Source organism: Massilia sp. LXY-6 (assembly GCF_051233485.1).
Classification (GTDB): domain Bacteria; phylum Pseudomonadota; class Gammaproteobacteria; order Burkholderiales; family Burkholderiaceae_D; genus Telluria.
This window is the reverse complement of record NZ_JBKFGF010000036.1, coordinates 55,721-72,218: the sequence shown is the minus strand read 5'-3', so window position 1 is coordinate 72,218 and position 16,498 is coordinate 55,721. Positions and strand designations below refer to the sequence as shown.

Sequence of the window (16,498 nt, the reverse complement as noted above, 5' to 3'; positions counted from 1 at the left end):
CTTGGAAAGCCCGGCTCAGGCACCCAGCACGGTCACCACCACGCGGCGCCGGTGCGGCGCCGTGCGGTGCTCCCACAGATAGATGCCCTGCCAGGTGCCGAGCAGCAGCCGGCCGCCGCCGACCGGCACGCTCAGGCCGGTGGCGCTGAGCATGCTGCGCGCGTGGGCGGCCATGTCGTCCGGCCCCTCGGCATCGTGGCGGTAAGCCGGATCGCCGTCGGGCGCCAGGCGCGCCATGATCGTCTCGAGATCGCGCCGCACGTCGGGATCGGCGTTTTCCGTGATCGTCAGCGAACAGTTGGTGTGCTGGACGAAGACGTGCGCCAGGCCGCAGCGCAGCCCGGACGCCGCGACCGCGTCGGCCACGGCGGCGGTGATGTCGCGCGTGCCGCGTCCGGCGGTCGCGATCTCGAGGATGGTCTGCCAGCTCATGGTCGCCCCCGATCTTCCGAGGAATCGCCGTGGTCGATTCGAGCAGGGTGCGATAGGCGTCGGGATCGTTTGTTTACTGGCGCAGGCACGGGCCGGCGCTCTTGCGGAAGTCCGCCAGGTGCGAAGACGGAATCAGGTTGATCTCCGCCGAATGGAAGTGCTGGCACAGCGGGCGCACGGCGCCGTCTTCCGGCTTCCAGCAGGCGGCCTGCTCGCCGTCCTCGTAGATGTCGACGATCCAGCCGGAGCCGCCGATGGCTTGCACGATCCCGCTCACGCCCGCCGCGTAGCTCGCCGGCAGGTCGAAGGCGACGCGCAGCACGGTGGCGTCCGGCAGTCGCGGATACGGCGTGGTGTAGAAGTCAAACAGCTCGGCGGTCGGCCAGAACAGGGCCAGCACCTGCTGCAGCACGGCCTGGCTGTTGGCGCCGTCGCGTCCGGTAACGACGATGCGCACGCCCAGGCGCAGCCATTCATCGGCCGCCACTTCGGAGCGCTCCAGGGTTTCGACGGTCAGCATGGCATTCGACTCCGGTAGATTGACGCTCGTCATACTACTACCAGTGCCGGCAAAGAAGCTCTCGAAAAATCACATGGAGGCGATTCTGTCGCCACCGGTTGTAGCGGCGCCACGGTGACCATCGCGGCGCCGCCCGCGAATGTTGGGTAGAATGACAAGTTTAATCGCTACCGGACCGTTTCCACGATGAATCACCGCGACGCTTTCCTGGCCAACGGCGGCGACGCCGGCGCGCACGCCCTGGCGCAGGACTGGAGCGCGCACCCGCTCGGTCCCGTCGACGGCTGGCCGACCTTGCTGCGCATGTCGCTCGGCATGGTGCTCGGCTCCGCCTTTCCGACCTTTCTGGCCTGGGGCGAGGAGCTGTTCGTCTTCCATAACGACGCCTATGCGCCGATGCTCGGCAACCGGACCGGCACCGCGCTCGGCGCGCCCTTGTCCAGCGTCTGGCCGGAAATCTGGGAGACCATGGCGCCGCTGGCGCGCCGCGTGCTGGACGGCGAGGCCCTGTTCTTCGAGAACTTCCAGGTCACGGTGGAACGCAAGGGCTATCCGGAGCTGGCCTGGTTCACGTTTTCGTACAGCCCCGTGCGCGACGAGGCCGGCGCGGTGCGCGGCCTGATGTGCACCGTGGTCGAAGTCACCGACAAGGTACTCGCCCTGGCCCGCCACAAGGAAGCCGAGGAACGCTACGCCCTGTGCCTGACGGCGTCCGGCAACATCGGCACCTGGACCTACGAGCTCGATACCGGCGCCACCTTCGTCGACGAGCAGTTCGCGCGCCTGTTCCAGGTCGACGCCGCGCTGGCCCGCGCCGGCACCGAGCTCGAACGCTTCACCAGCATGATCCATCCAGACGACCGCCCGCGCGTGGTCGCCGCGATCGAACACGCGATCGTCACCGATACCCCGTACGACATCGAATACCGCATCCCGCAGCTGGCGCGCGCCGAGGTCTGGGTGAACGCGCGCGGCAAGCTGTTCCAGGACCTCAGCACGGGCCGGCGCCGCTTCGCCGGCGTCGCCATCGACATCACCGAGCGCAAGAAGGCCGAGCTGGCGCGCGACGACAGCGAACGGATCGCCTCGCGCGCCCTGCTGCGCGAGCTGGACAACCGGCGCCGCCTCGACGTGCTGCTGGACGCCGCGCCGGTCGGCATCGTCTACGTCGACGCCGCCGGCAAGCTGCTGGTCGCGAATTCGGCCAACCGCGACATCTGGGGCAGCCACCCTGCCCCGGCCGCGGCCGAAGGCTTCGGCGACTGGAAAGGCTGGTGGCCGGCCGGCGACCCGCGCGCCGGCCAGCCGATCGGCGCCGACGAATGGCCGATTGCGCGCGTGCTGCGCGGCGAGGACGTCGGCGGCGGCCGTGCCGAGATCGAACCCTTCGGTGCGCCGGGCACGCGGCGCACGATCCTGATCCGCACCGCCGCCATCCGCAACGAGCGCAACGAGATCGTCGGGGCGGTGGCCGCCGACCTCGACATCACCGCCCAGGTGGCCGCCGAGCGCGCGCTGAAGGACAGCGAAAGCAGGTTCCGCTCGATCGCCAACGTGATCCCGCAGATGGTGTGGTCGGCCCCCGCCGGGGGCGAGAACGACTACCTGAATTCGCGCTGGACCGAGTTCACCGGCCTGACGATCGAGCAGTCCGCGGGCCGCGGCTGGCATGCCTTCATCCATCCGGAAGACCTGCCCGCGCTGCTGGCCGCCTGGGAGCGCAGCCAGGCCGGTGGCGCACCGTTCGAGGTGGAGCACCGGCTGATCCATCACTCCGGCCAATACCGGTGGGTGCTGAACCGCGCCCTGCCCGTCACCGGCGAACATGGCGCCATCGTGCGCTGGATGGGCAGCCTGACCGACATCCACGACAAGAAGCGCGGCGAGGAGGAGCTGAAGGCCGCGGCGCGGCGCAAGGACGAGTTCCTGGCGATGCTGGCGCACGAGCTGCGCAATCCGCTGGCGCCGATCAACAGCGCGGCCCAGCTGCTGGTCCATGTCGCCGCCGACGAGAAGCGGGTACGCCAGTCGAGCGACATCATCGTGCGCCAGGTGCGCCACCTGACCGGCCTGGTCGACGATTTGCTGGACGTCTCGCGCGTGACCCGCGGCCTGGTCGAACTGCAGCGCGAACAAGTCGACCTGAAAGCCGTCGTGGCCAGCGCGCTGGAGCAGGCCCGCCCGTTGGTCGAGGCGCGCCGGCACTACCTCGACCTGGCCCTGGACGCTGCCCCGGCCTGGGTCGACGGCGACCGCATCCGCCTGGTGCAGGTGGTCGCCAACCTGCTCAACAACGCGGCCAAGTACACCCCGCAGGGTGGCGCGATCACGCTCACGCTCGACGTCGATGCGGGCTTCGCATCGATCGCGGTGCGCGACAACGGCATCGGCATCGGGCCGGACCTGCTGCCCCAGGTGTTCGACCTGTTCACCCAGGCCGAGCGCACCCCGGACCGCGCCCAGGGCGGCCTCGGGCTGGGACTGGCGTTGGTGAAGAGCCTGGTCGGCCTGCACGGCGGCAGCGTCGAGGCCGAAAGCGAGGGCCCGGGACTGGGCAGCACCTTCCGCGTGGTGCTGCCCCTCACGCAGGCGGCGGCCGGGGTGCCGGCCACCGCCGGCATTGCCGCGGCAGCCGGCGCCGCGCGCAGCCTGGACGTCCTGATCGTCGACGACAACGCCGATGCCGCGCAGTCGCTGGCCGAGATCCTGCGCACCCTTGGCCACCGCGTCGGCGTGGCCCACGGGCCGCAGAGCGCGCTGGCGCTGGCCGGACGGGACTGGCCCGAGGTCTTCATCCTCGACATCGGCCTGCCCGACATCGACGGTTATGTGCTGGCGCGGCGCCTGCGCGCGATGGCGGAAGAAAAGCCGCAGCAACGCGCGGCCCTGTACCTTGCCCTGACCGGCTACGGCCAGGCGCATGACAAGGTGCTGTCCAGGGCGGCCGGCTTCGACCGCCATTTCGTCAAGCCGGTCGACCTCGATGCCCTGCTGGCCGCGCTGGCGGAAGCGCCTGCCGCGCGCGGCTAGCGCAGGGCCTTCAGCACGTCCTCGCGCGCGGCGCTCCAGCCGCTTTCGGCCAGCACCGGCGCACAGCGCCCGCAGGCTTCGAAGGGATTGCAGTCGTGGTCGACGTCGAGGTAGCGGGTGCCGGTCATCAGCTTGGCGGCACGGGCGTCCTGGCGGCCCGAGCCGGCGGAGGCCGGCTCGCCGTCCTTCGGCATCCAGCGCGCGAAGGGTTCGGGCGCGACCCCGTCAGGCACGTACCAGCGCTTGCGGGCCGGATTCCAGCGTGCACCCAGCTCGCGGGCCTGGTCTTTTTCGGCGTAGGGAACATTCAGAAACATCATGGCGCCATCATACCATCGACACAAGCGGCCCGGCCGCTCGGACGGCACCGCCGCTAGCGCTGCATGCCCCAGCGCCGCACCGTCACGCGCTCGGCGGCGTCGAACACGATGTGCTCGAACAGCAGCCCGATCACGATCACCGTCGCCAATCCGGCGAACACTTTGTCGGTGAACAGCTCGTTCCGGCTCTGGAAGATGTACCAGCCCAGGCCGCCCTTGCCCGAGGTGGTGCCGAACACCAGTTCCGCCGCGATCAGGGTGCGCCAGGCGAAGGCCCAGCCGATCTTCAGGCCGGACAGGATCGCCGGCAGCGCGGCCGGCACCAGGATCTGCGTCACCATCCGCAGTCCGTTCAAGCCGTAGTTGCGGCCGGCCATGCGCAGCGTCTCCGGCACCGCACGAAAGCCCGCATAGGCATTCAGCGCCACCGGCCACATCACGGAATGCACCAGCACGAACACCAGGCTGCCCTTCCCGAGACCGAACCACAGCAGGGCCAGCGGCAGCAGCGCGATCGCCGGCAGCGGATTGAACATGGCAGTCAGGACCTCGAGCAGGTCGCGCCCGAGACGGCTGGACATCGCCAGCGAGGCCAGCAACAGGGACTTGCGCAGCCAGCCGGCCCGCAGGATGGCGCCGCGCAGGCCTTCACGCCGGGTGAACGGCGGCGCCGCAGTCGCCGACACCGGCAGCAGCGGCAGCTCGTACTCGGGACGAGCGACCGGATCGTAAGGCGCGCTCATGAGCGCACCGCCATCGCCGCTGCATGCTCCACGTCGGCCGCGGCCTGCGCCTCCTCGCCGAACAGCAGGCGGTGGATGCGCTGGGCGGTGGCCTGAAAGTCCGGGCTGCCGCTGCTGGCCAGGCCGAAGCGGTGGCTGTCAACCTCGGCGCGCACCCGGCCCGGATGCGGCGACAGCAGCAGGATGCGGTTGCCCACCACCAACGCTTCCTCGATCGAGTGGGTGACGAACAGCATGGTGAAGCGCGCCTCCTCCCACAGCGCCTGCAGCTCTTCCTGCATGCGCCGGCGCGTCAGCGCGTCGAGGGCGGCGAAGGGCTCGTCCATCAGCAGGATGTCGGGCTGCATGGCCAGCGCGCGGGCGATTGCCACCCGTGCCTTCATCCCTCCGGACAGCGTATGCGGCCAGGCGTCGGCAAAGCCCGCCAGGCCGACCCTGTCCAGCCAGTGATCGGCACGCTCCCCGGCTTCCTTGCACTTCACGCCGCCGGCCTGCATCGGGAACATCACGTTCTGCTTCACGGTCTTCCATGGCGGCAGCTGGTCGAACTCCTGGAACACGACGATGCGGTCGGGGCCCGGGCCGACGATGCGCCGGCCGCGCAGCAGCAGGCCACCGACCGCGGGCCGCACGAAGCCGCCGACGGCCTTCAGCAGGGTCGACTTGCCGCAGCCCGAAGGCCCCAGCAGGACGAAGCGGTCGCCCTGGTAGACATCGAAGCTGACGCCGTGGGCGGCGCGCACGCTCCCCGTGGCGGTGGCGTAGTCGATGCCGACATCCTCGGCCCGCAGTAGCGGCGCCGGCTGGCGCGGCGGCTCATGGTGGGCGCCCTGGGCGCCCTGGAAAGGCAAGACGTTCATGGTTCCATCCTCCTCAGCTGCCCGCGCCCAGCACCGGATGCTCGAAGAAGTAATCCTTCCAGCTGGCCGCCTGCTTCCGGATCGCGCCGGTCTGGTGCAGGAACTGGGCTAGGCCCAAGGTGTTCTGCGGCGCGATCTTGAACTGGATCTGCGGATTCCGGATCACCTTCAACAGAAAAGCGCGGTCGGTGTTCGCCCTGGTCACGCGCAGGTAGGCGTCGGCTCCGAGTTCCGGATTGGCGGCGACCAGCTGCGCGGCCTCGTTCAGCGCATCGATAAAGGCGCGGTAGGTCTTCGGGTTGTCCTGGACCCACTTCTCGGTGGCGTACAGCACCGTCGACGAACTCGGCCCACCCAGCACGTCGTAGGAATTGAGCACGATGTGCGCCTTCGGATTGCCCACCAGTTCCTGGTCCTGGAACGGTGGGTTGCCGAAGTGACTGTTCAGTTCCGTCTGCCCGGCGATCACCGCCGCGGTGGCGTCCGGGTGCGGTACCGACTGCGTCAGGTGGTCGAGGCGGCTGTACTGGGCTGTGCCCCACTGCTTCGCCGCTGCCATCTGCAGGATGCGGGCCTGCACCGACACCGTCACCGCGGGTAGCGCGATGCGGTCCTTGTCGCTGAAGTCGGCGATGGTCCGGACCTTCGGGTTGGTGCTGACCAGGTAGTACGGGAAGTTGCCGAGCGAAGCGATGCCCTTCACGTTCTGGCGTCCGGCGGTACGGTCCTAGATCGTCAACAGCGGGCCGACGCCGGCACCGGCAACATCGATGGAGCCGGACAGCAGCGCATCGTTGACGGTATTCCCTCCCGACAGCTGGATATAGTCGACATGGATCGGCACGCCCAGCTTGCGGCCGTGCTTCTCGATCAGCTTCTGGTCTTGGGCGACGTTGAGTAGCAGGTAGACGACGCCGAACTGCTGGGCGATGCGGAGCTGGCCCTCGGCACGGGCGGCAGTGGATGAGTAGAGTGCCAGGGCGGACAGGGTCAGGCCGGCGGCAAATGTGCGGAACGGGATACGCATGGTGAACTTTCGTTGATCGTTATTAGAAAGGCACATCGCCTTCGATCGTGGTGCGGTACAGCTTGCGGCGCTGGTCAATGGGGCAGCCGGCCGCCAGGTGCAGCAGCGAGCGGTTATCCCAGAACACCATGTCCCCCGGCTGCCAGCGGTGGCGGTAGATGTATTCCGGACGGGTGCTGTGCTCGAACAGCTCTTTCAGCAGCGCGCGCGATTCGCTCTCCGGCAGGCCGACGATGCGCGTCGTGAAATGCTCGCTGACGAAGAGCGCCTTGCGGCCGGTCTCGGGATGGGTGCGCACCACCGGATGCACGACCGGCCTGACCTCGTCGATCTGGGCCTGGGTCAGGTCCGGCCGCCAGGGATTACGCTTCTGCAGGTCCGCGTAGCGGGCCAGGTAGCTGTGCTCGGCCTGCGCATGCTCGACCGCGCGCCACAGGTAGTCCGGCAGTTGCTCCCAGGCCGTGTGCTGGTTGGCGAACAGGGTGTCGCCGCCCTCTTCCGGCAACTCCTGGGCGTGCAGCATCGAGCCCAGGCTTGGGGTCTCCTTGTACGACAGGTCGGAGTGCCAGAAGTGGCCGGCATCGCCCAGGCCGATCGGTTGGCCGTTCTCGCGGATGTTCGAGATGACCAGTACTTCCGGATCGGAAGGCAGCTGGAACTGGCGCAGCACGTGGATCTGCAGCCTTCCGAAACGGCGGCTGAAGTCAACCTGCTCGCGCGGCGCGATGTGCTGGTCGCGGAACACCAGCACGTGGTGGTCGAGGTGGGCGCGGTGCAGGAGCGCGAAGTCCTGCTCCGATACGGGTTGCGACAGGTCGAGGCCCAGCACCTCGGCCCCGAGCGGGGCGTCGAAGGGCTTGATGGCGAGATGCTGGCGGGACGCAGGGAGTGCTTGGAGGACGGCAGACATGGGCGTTTCCGGATGAGTTCAGGTGCATCCAGCTTAGGCCCGCATGATTGACTCGACAACGAAGCATCTCGAGAAACCAAATACGAAATTCGCTCAACGACGATTCAGCCCGCCTTGCGCACCGGCGCCACTGGCGCAGCCTGCGCCACCCGCACCAGGTCGCCCTCGCCGATGCCGTCCGGCGGACTGTCGACAATGCGGTCCGCCCGCGTCACCCCCTCGCCCAGCTGGATCACGTTGCCGAAATCGCGGGCGATCGTCACCTTCTTCATGTGCACGCGGTTGCCGGCGTCCAGCACCGCGACCTGGGCGCCGTTGCGGCCCATGATCAGCGCGCCCGGCGGCACCGCCACGGCGTCGTCGGCCGGCGCGGCCTGATCGAACTGCGCGGTAGCGAACGCGCCCGGCAGCAGCTCGCCCTTGGGATTGTCGACCGCCAGCTGCACCAGCATGGTGCCGGAGCCGGCGTTGATCGCCTGGGCCAGCGACTGCACCTTCGCCTGGTAGCTGCTGCCCGGACGTTCCGGCACGCTCACGTTCGCGCTGCTGCCCGGATGGATCTGCGCCACCTGGCGCTGCGGCACCTGGACGTACACACGCAGGCGGCGCAGGTCGGACACCACGAACAGCTCGCTGCCGCTGGTGCCCGAGGCGCCGGCGTTGACCAGCGCGCCGACGTCGGTGTTGCGGGCCGTGACCACGCCGTCGAAGGGCGCGACCAGCCGGGTGTAGCGCTTCAGCGCCTGCTGGCGCTCGACGCTGGCCTGCAGGGCCTGCACGTTCGACTTCTTGGAAATGAAGTCGCCCTGCTTCTCGTCGGCTTCCTGCTTCGAGACCGCGTTCTGCGCCACCAGCGACTGCCAGCGCCTGGCGGTGCTTTCGGCCAGCGCGAGGTTGCTGCGCGCGACCGCCAGCTGGGCCTGGGCCTGGCGCAGGTCCTGGTCGAGGTCCGGGGTTTCGATGGTGGCCAGCACCTGCCCGGCCTTGACGGGAGCGCCGATGTCGACGTTCCAGCGCGCCAGGTAGCCGGACACCCGGGCATAGATCGGTGCGCGCGACCAGGCCTCGATGCGGGCCGGCAGCTCCATCGGGGCTCCGGCGACATCCTTCAGCGCCACCAGATTCACGATCGGCACCGCATGCTCGGCGGCGGCCTCCTTGAGCTGCTCGGCCTGCGAGTGGCGGGTGGCCAGGCCGCCGATCACCACGGCGGCGGCAACGGCGGCGGCGAGCACGCCTGCGACCAGCGGGCGGGAAGAAGTGGATTTAGTTGGCATGGGCGGGAACTCCAGATGGGGGCAAGCCGGCGTCCACGGCGCGCCGTTCGCGGCGGCCGTGGACCAGGCTGAAAACGACGGGGACGAAGACCAGGGTGGCGATGGTCGAGAACAGCAGGCCGCCGATCACGGCGCGGCCCAGCGGGGCATTCTGTTCGCCGCCCTCGCCCAGGCCGAGGGCCATCGGCAGCATGCCGATCACCATCGCCAGGGCGGTCATCAGGACCGGGCGGAAACGCACGAAGCCCGCTTCCAGCGCGGCGGCTGCGGCGTCGCCCAATATGTCCAGCCTCTCGCGCGCGAAGCTGATGACAAGGACGCTGTTGGCGGTGGCCACGCCCATGCACATGATGGCGCCGGTCAGCGCCGGCACCGACAGCGTGGTGTGCGTCGCGAACAGCATCCACACGATGCCGGCCAGCGCCGCCGGCAGCGCCGAGACGATCACCGCCGGATCGAGCCAGGACTGGAAGTTGACCACGATGAGCAGGTAGATCAGGCCGACCGCGCCCAGCAGGCCGAACAGCAGGCCCGAGAAGGCGCGCTCCATGGTGCGCACCTGGCCCAGCATCTCGACCGAGGCGCCCTTGGGCAGGTCGGCCGTGGTGTCGGCCAGGACCTTGCGGATGTCGGCGGCGACGGCGCCGAGGTCGCGGTCCTGGGTGGTGGCATGGATCTGCACCATCGGCGCGATGTCGTACTGGCTGATGAGCGCGCTGCCGGTGCCGCGCTCGAAGCGCGCCAGGCCGCCGACGGTGGCGGCGTTGGCGTTGGCACCGCTGTTGTTTCCATTACCGACCGGCAGGTTGGCCAGCGCCGCCAGCGAATCGAGCTGGCTCTGCGGGGTCTGCATCACGATCGGATAGGTCACGCCGTTGGCCGGGTTCAGCCAATAGGTCGGCGAGACCTGGCTCGAACCGGCCAGGTTGACCACCATGCTGTTGGTGACGTCGCGGGTCGTCAGGCCCAGCAACTGGGCCTGGGTGCGGTCGACGTCGACCTTGAACAGCGGCGCGCGGTTCGACTGCTGGATGCGGGCGTCGGCCACGCCGGGGATCGCGCGGATGCGCTTGAGGAGCTTGGCCGCGTAGCCGAAGTTGGCATCGATATCACGGCCGCGCACCTGGACGTCGATCGGCGCCGGCGAACCGAAGTTCAGGATCTGGCTGACGATGTCGGCCGGCGGGAACGAGAAGGTGGTGTCGGGGAAGGCGCGCGGCAGCACTTCGCGCAGCTTCTTCACGTAGTCCGCGGTCGGCGCGTGGTCCTCTTTCAATGCGATTTGGAAGTCGCCGTCATGGGTGCCCATGGTGCCGGTATTGCCGTAGGTGGTGTTGATGCTGGAGGACGGCATGCCGATGTTGTCGACCATGGTCACGATCTCGCGGCCCGGGATCACGCCGCGGATCGCTTCTTCGATGTTGGCGAAGCGCTTCGCGGTCTCCTCGACGCGGGTGCCGACCGGCACGCGGGCGTGGATCAGTACCTGGCCGGAGTCTACCGCCGGGAAGAAGTTACTGCCCAGGAAAGGCACCAGCAGGAAGGACAGCGCCACCACGGCGATGAAGCCGACCAGGAAGGGCCGGCGGTGCTGGATCGAATGCTGCAGGATGCCGCGGTAAGCGTGGCGCAGGCCCTCGAAGCGGGCCTCGAAGCCGCGCTGGAAGCGTTGAACGGCATTGGTCGGCTTGTGCGCGTGCTCCGCGCGCGGGTCGTGCGCGCGGAGCAGCCAGTTGGCCATGGTCGGCACCAGGGTACGCGACAGGATGAACGAACACACCAGGGCGAAGATCACGGCCTTCGCCATCGGCACGAACAGGAAGCGCGCCACGCCCTCGAGGAAGAACATCGGGATGAACACGATGCAGATGCACAGCAGCGATACCAGGGCCGGGGCCACGATCTGCTGGGCGCCGTCCATGATCGCCGGCTCCACCGCCTTGCCCTGCTCCAGGTGCCAGTTGATGTTCTCGATGGTGACGGTGGCGTCGTCGACCAGGATGCCGACCGCCAGCGCCAGGCCGCCGAGCGTCATCAGGTTGAGCGTCTCCCCTGACGCCGCCAGCGCGATGATCGAGCCGAGGATTGACAGCGGGATCGAGACCGCGATGATCACGGTCGAGCGCCAGCTGCCGAGGAACAGCAGGATCATGATGCTGGTCAGCAGCGCCGCGATCGCGCCCTCGGTCGCCACGCCCTTGATCGCCGCGCGCACGAACACCGACTGGTCGTTGATCGGCACCACCTTCAGCGCCTCCGGCAGGCCGGCCTTGATCTGGCCAAGCTTGGCGCGCACGCCGTCGACGATGGCGAGCGTGGAGGCCGAGCCGTTCTTCAGGATCGACATCAGCACCGAGCGGCCGCCGTCGACGTGCACGATATTCGTCTGCGGCGCGTTGCCGTCATGGACGTCGGCGACGTCGCTGAGATAAATGGTCGCGCCGTTCACCACCTTGACCGGCAGCCGCGCCAGGTCCTCGATCGCGGACGGCGCGCTGTTCAGCTGGATCGTGTAGTCGAGGGCGTCGATCTTCTGGTTGCCCACCGGGGTCAACACGTTCTGCGCCGCCAGCGCGTTGGCGATGTCCTGGGCCGACAGGCCGCGTGCCTGCAGGGCATCCGGCTTGACGTCGATCTGCACCTGGCGCTGCTTGCCGCCGTACGGCAGCGGGATCGCCGCGCCCGGCACCGTCACCAGCGGCGTGCGGATCGTGTTCATGCCGAGGTCGAACAGCTGCTGCTCGGACAGGCCCTTGCCCGACAGCGCCAGCTGGAGGATCGGCACGGTGGCCGCGTTGTAGTTCAGGATCAGCGGCGGCGTGATCCCGGCCGGCATCTGGCGCAGTGCCGACTGCGAAATCGCCGTCACCTGCGCGTTCGCGACCGCGATGTCGACGCCCGGCTGGAAGAAGATCTTCACCACGCTGATGCCGGGATAGGTATTCGCTTCGATGTGCTCGATGTCGTTGACGGTGGTGGTCAGCGAGCGTTGGAACAGGGTCGAGACGCGCCCCGCCATCTGGTCCGGCGGCAGGCCCGTGTACTGCCAGGCGACCGCGATCACGGGCATTTTGATGTCCGGGAAGATATCGGTGGGCGTGCGCGTGGCGGCCAGCGGGCCGATGATGAGCAGGGTGAGCGCCAGCACGACGAAGGTGTAGGGACGCCGTAGCGCGACGCGGACAAGGCCAAGCAGCATGGAATACTCCGGCTGATGCAAACCCAATAATATGCGCGAAAACCCCCACGCTGGCTAGGCCCGCGAGCCGCAAACCGCCATGAATTTCATGCGTCACTGCGCGCCGGCGCCGTCGCGTCAATACAAATGAAAAGGGCGGAGCCCAAGGCCCCGCCCCGCCGTCACAATCGTATTGCCCGGCGCGCGCTTCAAGCCTCGCCGTCGACCACGACCCGATCGCGGCCGCCGCGCTTGGCGGCGTACAGGGCCTTGTCGGCGGCTTCGATCAGCGCCTTGGCCTCGCCGAGGCGGCCCTCGTCCATGCTGGCCACGCCGATGCTGAGGGTCACGTAGGGCCGCACCGCGCCCGGCGCATGCGGCAGGTTCAGCGAGGCGACGTAGGCGCGGATGTTCTCGGCGAGCTGGCGCGCCTGGAGCGCGTCGGTGTCGGGCAGGATCGCGGCGAACTCCTCGCCGCCGTAGCGCGCGGCGACGTCGGCCGGGCGCTTCAGCCTGGTCGCCAGCGCCTGCGCCACCGCCGACAGGCAGGTGTCGCCGGCCTGGTGGCCGAAATGGTCGTTGTAGGCCTTGAAGGAATCGATGTCGGTCAGCAGCAGGGAGAGCGTGCCGCCGAGCCGCTGGGCGCGCCGCAGTTCGCGGTCGAGGGCGACGTCGAAGTAGCGGCGGTTGGCGATGCCGGTCAGGCCGTCGACGTAGGAACGGGCGCGCAGCGATTCGGCGTGGTCGAGCAGGCGGCGTTCGCGCTCATTCGCGCCGCTGATGTCGCGGATCTCGACCAGGCAGAACGGCTCGCCGTCCTCGCGAAACGACGACACCGACACCGCCTGCTCGATCAGCGGGCCGTCGAAGCTGCCGGCGGCGCGCAGCGGGAACGGGCTGCGGTGCTCGCTCTGCGGGATTGCGGTGGCGGTATCGTCGGCCAGGGCGGCCAGCACCGCCGTCTCGATCCGCGAGCCGCGCAGCGTGGGAAAGACCTCGAACAGCGAGTGGCCCATGACGCGCCCGGCGGCGCGGCCGCAGCGCGGCGTCAGCCAGCTGTTCCAGAGCACGATGCGCTGGTCGGCGTCGAGGACGATGACGCCGCCGCTGACGAGGTTCAGGACGCGCGCGGCGAGATGCGCGGAATCGGCGGCTTCTGGCTTGGAAGTGATCACTTGGCAGTTCGGTAACAAGTCGACTGCCGGATCATACCGGAAGTCAGGGATGCAGAACAGCGCGCAGGGTCCGTGCCAGGTCCTCGGCCGAATACTTGGCGACGTAGGCGTCGGCACCGACCTTCTTGACATGTTCCTCGTTGGTGGTGCCTGACAGCGAGGAATGGATCACCACCGGCAGCATCGAGAAACGCCGGCTGGTCTTGATCATGCGGGTCAGCGTGAAACCGTCCATCTCCGGCATCTCGAGGTCGGTCAGCACCGCCGCCACGCGGTCGTCGACGCTCTTGCCCTCGGCCTCGGCGGCGGCCGCGATGGCGTTCAGCTGCTCCCAGCACTCCTTGCCGCTCTTGGTCATGATGAACGGCAGGCCCATCGCATCCAGGCCCTGCTCGATCAGGACGCGCGCGACCACGGAATCGTCGGCCGCCAGCACCACGGAGCCCGGCTTGATGCCGATCTTGGCGCCCACCGCCTGCTGCACCGCCCGCTCGCCGTCATCGGCAGCCGGGCCGAGGTCGCGCAGGATGGTTTCCACATCCAGCACCTGCGCCAGGCGGCCCGGCTGGCCGTCCTGCGCTTCGAGACGGGCGATGCTGCTCACCATGCCGCTGCCCGCGCTGTGCTCGGACGACATCACCTGGCTCCAGTCCAGGCGCACGATTTCTTCCACGCTCTCGACCGCGAAGGCCTGGGTCGTGCGGGCGAATTCGGTCACCAGCATGATGTTCAGGCCGGTGACGGGCCTGACGCCGGCGATGGCCGGCAGGTCCAGCACCTGGATGATCTGGCCACGCAGGTTGACCACGCCCAGCACATGCGGCGGCGCCCCGGCGATCGCGGTGATCTCCGGCATGGCGACGATTTCGCGGATCTTGAAGACGTTGATGCCGAACAGCTCGCTATGTGCGCCGTTCTCGTCGCCGCCGAGACGGAACAGCAAAAGCTCGAATTTGTTGGTGCCGGTAAGGTTGCTGCGCTCGTCGACTTCCTGCTGAACCGATTTCATGTCTCGTCCTGTTGATGGTAATTCCCCCGGGAAATGATTTTAGGGACGAGCTTGGCTCCTGTGTCATTACAGGACAGACTCTTGCTGAGTTTCAGTCGTTTTGTTCCAAAAAACCACAGCGTCGTCAATTACCAATCGACAGCGCCAGGGTTTCCTTCACCTCCTCCATCACCACATAGCTCTTGGACTGCGCCGAATCGGCCAGGTGCAGGATTTCGCCCAGCAGCCTGCGGTACTCGGACATTTCCGGAATCCGCGCCTTGATCAGGTAGTCGAAGTCGCCCGACACCAGGTGGCATTCCATCACTTCCGGAATGCCGAGCATGGCGCGGCGGAAGCGCTCGAAGGCCTTTTCCGACTTCTGCAGCAGGGTGATCTCGACGAACACCAGGATCTGCAGTCCCATCGCCTGCGGGCTCACGCGCGCATGGTAGCCGGTGATGACGCCGTCGCGCTCCATCCGTTTGACGCGCTCGATGCACGGCGTCAGCGACAGTCCGACCCGCTCGGCCAGGTCCTTCATCACGATGCGGGCGTCTTGCTGCAGGATGGAAAGGATGTGGAGGTCGATCTTGTCGAGTACCCGGCTCGAATCTTTTTGAACGCGCATGAAGTTTCACCAAATAGGCAGCTAAAAATAGGAACAATTACGGCCACGTCAAATATAAGATAGCAATATTTTCTAAACCAATCCAATCAATTTTTTGAGAACACTATGCGAGTAATCGTCCTGGGCAGCGGTGTCGTCGGCGTCACGACTGCGTATTATCTGGCGAGGAGCGGCCACGAGGTGACCGTGATCGACCGCCAGCCGGGGGCGGCGCTGGAGACCAGCTTCGCCAACGCCGGCCAGATCTCCCCCGGCTACGCCTCGCCCTGGGCCGCGCCCGGCATCCCGCTGAAGGCCTTCAAGTGGCTGTTCCAGCGCCATGCGCCGCTGGCGATCCGCCCGGACGGCTCGCTGTTCCAGTTGCAGTGGATGTGGGAGATGTTCAAGAACTGCGACGCCGACCGCTACGCCGTCAACAAGGAACGCATGGTGCGCCTGGCCGAGTACAGCCGCGACTGCATCCGCGCACTGCGCGCAGAAACCGGCATCGACTACGAAGGCCGCCAGCAGGGCACCCTGCAGCTGTTCCGCACCCAGGCGCAGTTCGACGGCGCCGCCAAGGACATCGACGTGCTGCGCCAGGCCGGCGTGCCGTTCGAAGTGCTGAGCCGCGCACAGTTGGCCAATGCCGAGCCGGCGCTGGCCCGGGTGCGCGACAAGCTGGTCGGCGGCCTGCGCCTGCCGAACGACGAAACCGGCGACTGCCAGATGTTCACCACCAAGCTGGCCGAGATGGCCCGCGAACTCGGCGTGCGTTTCGAATTCGGCGTCGACATCCGTGCAGTCGAATCGCAAGGCGACCAGATCACCGGCGTGCGGACGGATAAAGGCACGTTCACGGCCGACCGCTACGTGCTCGCGCTGGGCAGCTATTCGCGCCTGCTGATGAAGCAGTTCTTCCGCGTCCCCGTGTATCCGCTGAAGGGCTATTCGATCACCGTGCCGATCACCGATGCCGCCCAGGCGCCGGTATCGACCATCCTGGACGAAACCTACAAGATCGCCATCACCCGCTTCGAGAACCGCATCCGCGTCGGCGGCATGGCCGAGATCGCGGGCTACAGCAAGGAACTGAACCCGCGCCGCCGCGAGACCCTGGAGATGGTCGTGACCGACCTGTTCCCCGGCGGCGGCGACGTCGCCAGGGCCAAGTTCTGGACCGGCCTGCGCCCGATGACCCCGGACTCGACCCCGATCGTCGGCGCCACGCCGCTGCGCAACCTGTTCCTGAACACCGGCCACGGCACCCTGGGCTGGACCATGTCCTGCGGCTCGGCCAGCGTGATCGCCGACCTGGTCAGCGGCAAGGTCCCGGCCATCCCTACCGACGACCTGGCGATCTTCCGCTACGCCGGCGCGCGTGCGGCGGGCACCCGACCCGACTTCGCGAAGGCCTGAGATGCATGG

The 16,498-nt window shown here is 68.1% G+C and carries 12 protein-coding genes and 2 pseudogenes; 2 read left to right on the top strand and 12 right to left on the bottom strand.

Translation table 11 applies throughout. From position 1 onward, the window contains the following. Window positions 1–15: 15 nt before the first annotated feature. The gene (locus tag ACI48D_RS16615; protein WP_435572344.1) at window positions 16–432 is read right to left on the bottom strand and encodes a secondary thiamine-phosphate synthase enzyme YjbQ; all 417 of its coding nucleotides are present in this window, start codon (window positions 430–432) and stop codon (window positions 16–18) included. A 73-nt stretch (window positions 433–505) separates the two neighbouring features. Then, complete coding sequence (locus ACI48D_RS16610; protein ID WP_435572343.1) at window positions 506–952, bottom strand: hypothetical protein; 447 nt, start codon at window positions 950–952, stop codon at window positions 506–508. Window positions 953–1,138: 186 nt separating this feature from the next. On the opposite strand from ACI48D_RS16610, the gene ACI48D_RS16605 reads away from it, so the two are divergent. Further along, window positions 1,139–3,982, top strand: a complete 2,844-nt coding sequence (locus tag ACI48D_RS16605) for a hybrid sensor histidine kinase/response regulator (RefSeq protein ID WP_435572342.1) — start codon at window positions 1,139–1,141, stop codon at window positions 3,980–3,982. Here ACI48D_RS16605 and ACI48D_RS16600 read toward each other — a convergent pair. From ACI48D_RS16600 to ACI48D_RS16555, 10 genes and pseudogenes are all read right to left on the bottom strand, one after another. Further along, window positions 3,979–4,302, bottom strand: a complete 324-nt coding sequence (locus ACI48D_RS16600) for a DUF5710 domain-containing protein (RefSeq protein WP_435572341.1) — start codon at window positions 4,300–4,302, stop codon at window positions 3,979–3,981. The genes ACI48D_RS16605 and ACI48D_RS16600 overlap by 4 nt on opposite strands. Window positions 4,303–4,355: 53 nt before the next feature. After that, window positions 4,356–4,898: pseudogene (locus tag ACI48D_RS16595) on the bottom strand (ABC transporter permease); the annotation flags it as partial. 143 nt (window positions 4,899–5,041) lie between these two features. Further along, on the bottom strand, window positions 5,042–5,905 hold the full coding sequence (locus ACI48D_RS16590; protein WP_435572340.1) for an ABC transporter ATP-binding protein: 864 nt from the start codon (window positions 5,903–5,905) through the stop codon (window positions 5,042–5,044). A gap of 13 nt (window positions 5,906–5,918) precedes the next feature. After that, a pseudogene (locus ACI48D_RS16585) lies at window positions 5,919–6,932 on the bottom strand (ABC transporter substrate-binding protein). A gap of 22 nt (window positions 6,933–6,954) precedes the next feature. Continuing rightward, complete coding sequence (locus ACI48D_RS16580) at window positions 6,955–7,842, bottom strand: TauD/TfdA dioxygenase family protein (protein WP_435572339.1); 888 nt, start codon at window positions 7,840–7,842, stop codon at window positions 6,955–6,957. Between the two features lie 104 nt (window positions 7,843–7,946). After that, on the bottom strand, window positions 7,947–9,119 hold the full coding sequence (locus tag ACI48D_RS16575) for an efflux RND transporter periplasmic adaptor subunit (protein ID WP_435572338.1): 1,173 nt from the start codon (window positions 9,117–9,119) through the stop codon (window positions 7,947–7,949). After that, window positions 9,109–12,315, bottom strand: coding sequence for an efflux RND transporter permease subunit (locus ACI48D_RS16570; protein ID WP_435572368.1), 3,207 nt, complete (start codon window positions 12,313–12,315; stop codon window positions 9,109–9,111). The genes ACI48D_RS16575 and ACI48D_RS16570 overlap by 11 nt, the downstream gene beginning before the upstream one ends. Window positions 12,316–12,506: 191 nt before the next feature. Further along, window positions 12,507–13,472 carry a diguanylate cyclase gene (locus ACI48D_RS16565; RefSeq protein ID WP_435572337.1) on the bottom strand — a complete coding sequence of 322 codons (966 nt, stop codon included), beginning with the start codon at window positions 13,470–13,472 and terminating at the stop codon, window positions 12,507–12,509. A gap of 43 nt (window positions 13,473–13,515) precedes the next feature. Beyond that, on the bottom strand, window positions 13,516–14,481 hold the full coding sequence (locus ACI48D_RS16560; protein WP_435572336.1) for a chemotaxis protein: 966 nt from the start codon (window positions 14,479–14,481) through the stop codon (window positions 13,516–13,518). Window positions 14,482–14,605: 124 nt separating this feature from the next. Then, window positions 14,606–15,091 carry a winged helix-turn-helix transcriptional regulator gene (locus ACI48D_RS16555; RefSeq protein WP_435572335.1) on the bottom strand — a complete coding sequence of 162 codons (486 nt, stop codon included), beginning with the start codon at window positions 15,089–15,091 and terminating at the stop codon, window positions 14,606–14,608. Window positions 15,092–15,196: 105 nt separating this feature from the next. Between ACI48D_RS16555 and ACI48D_RS16550 the strand changes: the two genes are divergently transcribed. After that, on the top strand, window positions 15,197–16,489 hold the full coding sequence (locus tag ACI48D_RS16550) for a D-amino acid dehydrogenase (protein ID WP_435572334.1): 1,293 nt from the start codon (window positions 15,197–15,199) through the stop codon (window positions 16,487–16,489). Window positions 16,490–16,498 lie beyond the last annotated feature (9 nt).

Coding starts and splice junctions, on each gene's coding strand:
- ACI48D_RS16615 (WP_435572344.1), bottom strand. CDS start 432: ATGAGCTGGCAGACCATCCTCGAGATCGCGACCGCCGGACGCGGCACG.
- ACI48D_RS16610 (WP_435572343.1), bottom strand. CDS start 952: ATGCTGACCGTCGAAACCCTGGAGCGCTCCGAAGTGGCGGCCGATGAA.
- ACI48D_RS16605 (WP_435572342.1), top strand. CDS start 1,139: ATGAATCACCGCGACGCTTTCCTGGCCAACGGCGGCGACGCCGGCGCG.
- ACI48D_RS16600 (WP_435572341.1), bottom strand. CDS start 4,302: ATGATGTTTCTGAATGTTCCCTACGCCGAAAAAGACCAGGCCCGCGAG.
- ACI48D_RS16590 (WP_435572340.1), bottom strand. CDS start 5,905: ATGAACGTCTTGCCTTTCCAGGGCGCCCAGGGCGCCCACCATGAGCCG.
- ACI48D_RS16580 (WP_435572339.1), bottom strand. CDS start 7,842: ATGTCTGCCGTCCTCCAAGCACTCCCTGCGTCCCGCCAGCATCTCGCC.
- ACI48D_RS16575 (WP_435572338.1), bottom strand. CDS start 9,119: ATGCCAACTAAATCCACTTCTTCCCGCCCGCTGGTCGCAGGCGTGCTC.
- ACI48D_RS16560 (WP_435572336.1), bottom strand. CDS start 14,481: ATGAAATCGGTTCAGCAGGAAGTCGACGAGCGCAGCAACCTTACCGGC.
- ACI48D_RS16555 (WP_435572335.1), bottom strand. CDS start 15,091: ATGCGCGTTCAAAAAGATTCGAGCCGGGTACTCGACAAGATCGACCTC.
- ACI48D_RS16550 (WP_435572334.1), top strand. CDS start 15,197: ATGCGAGTAATCGTCCTGGGCAGCGGTGTCGTCGGCGTCACGACTGCG.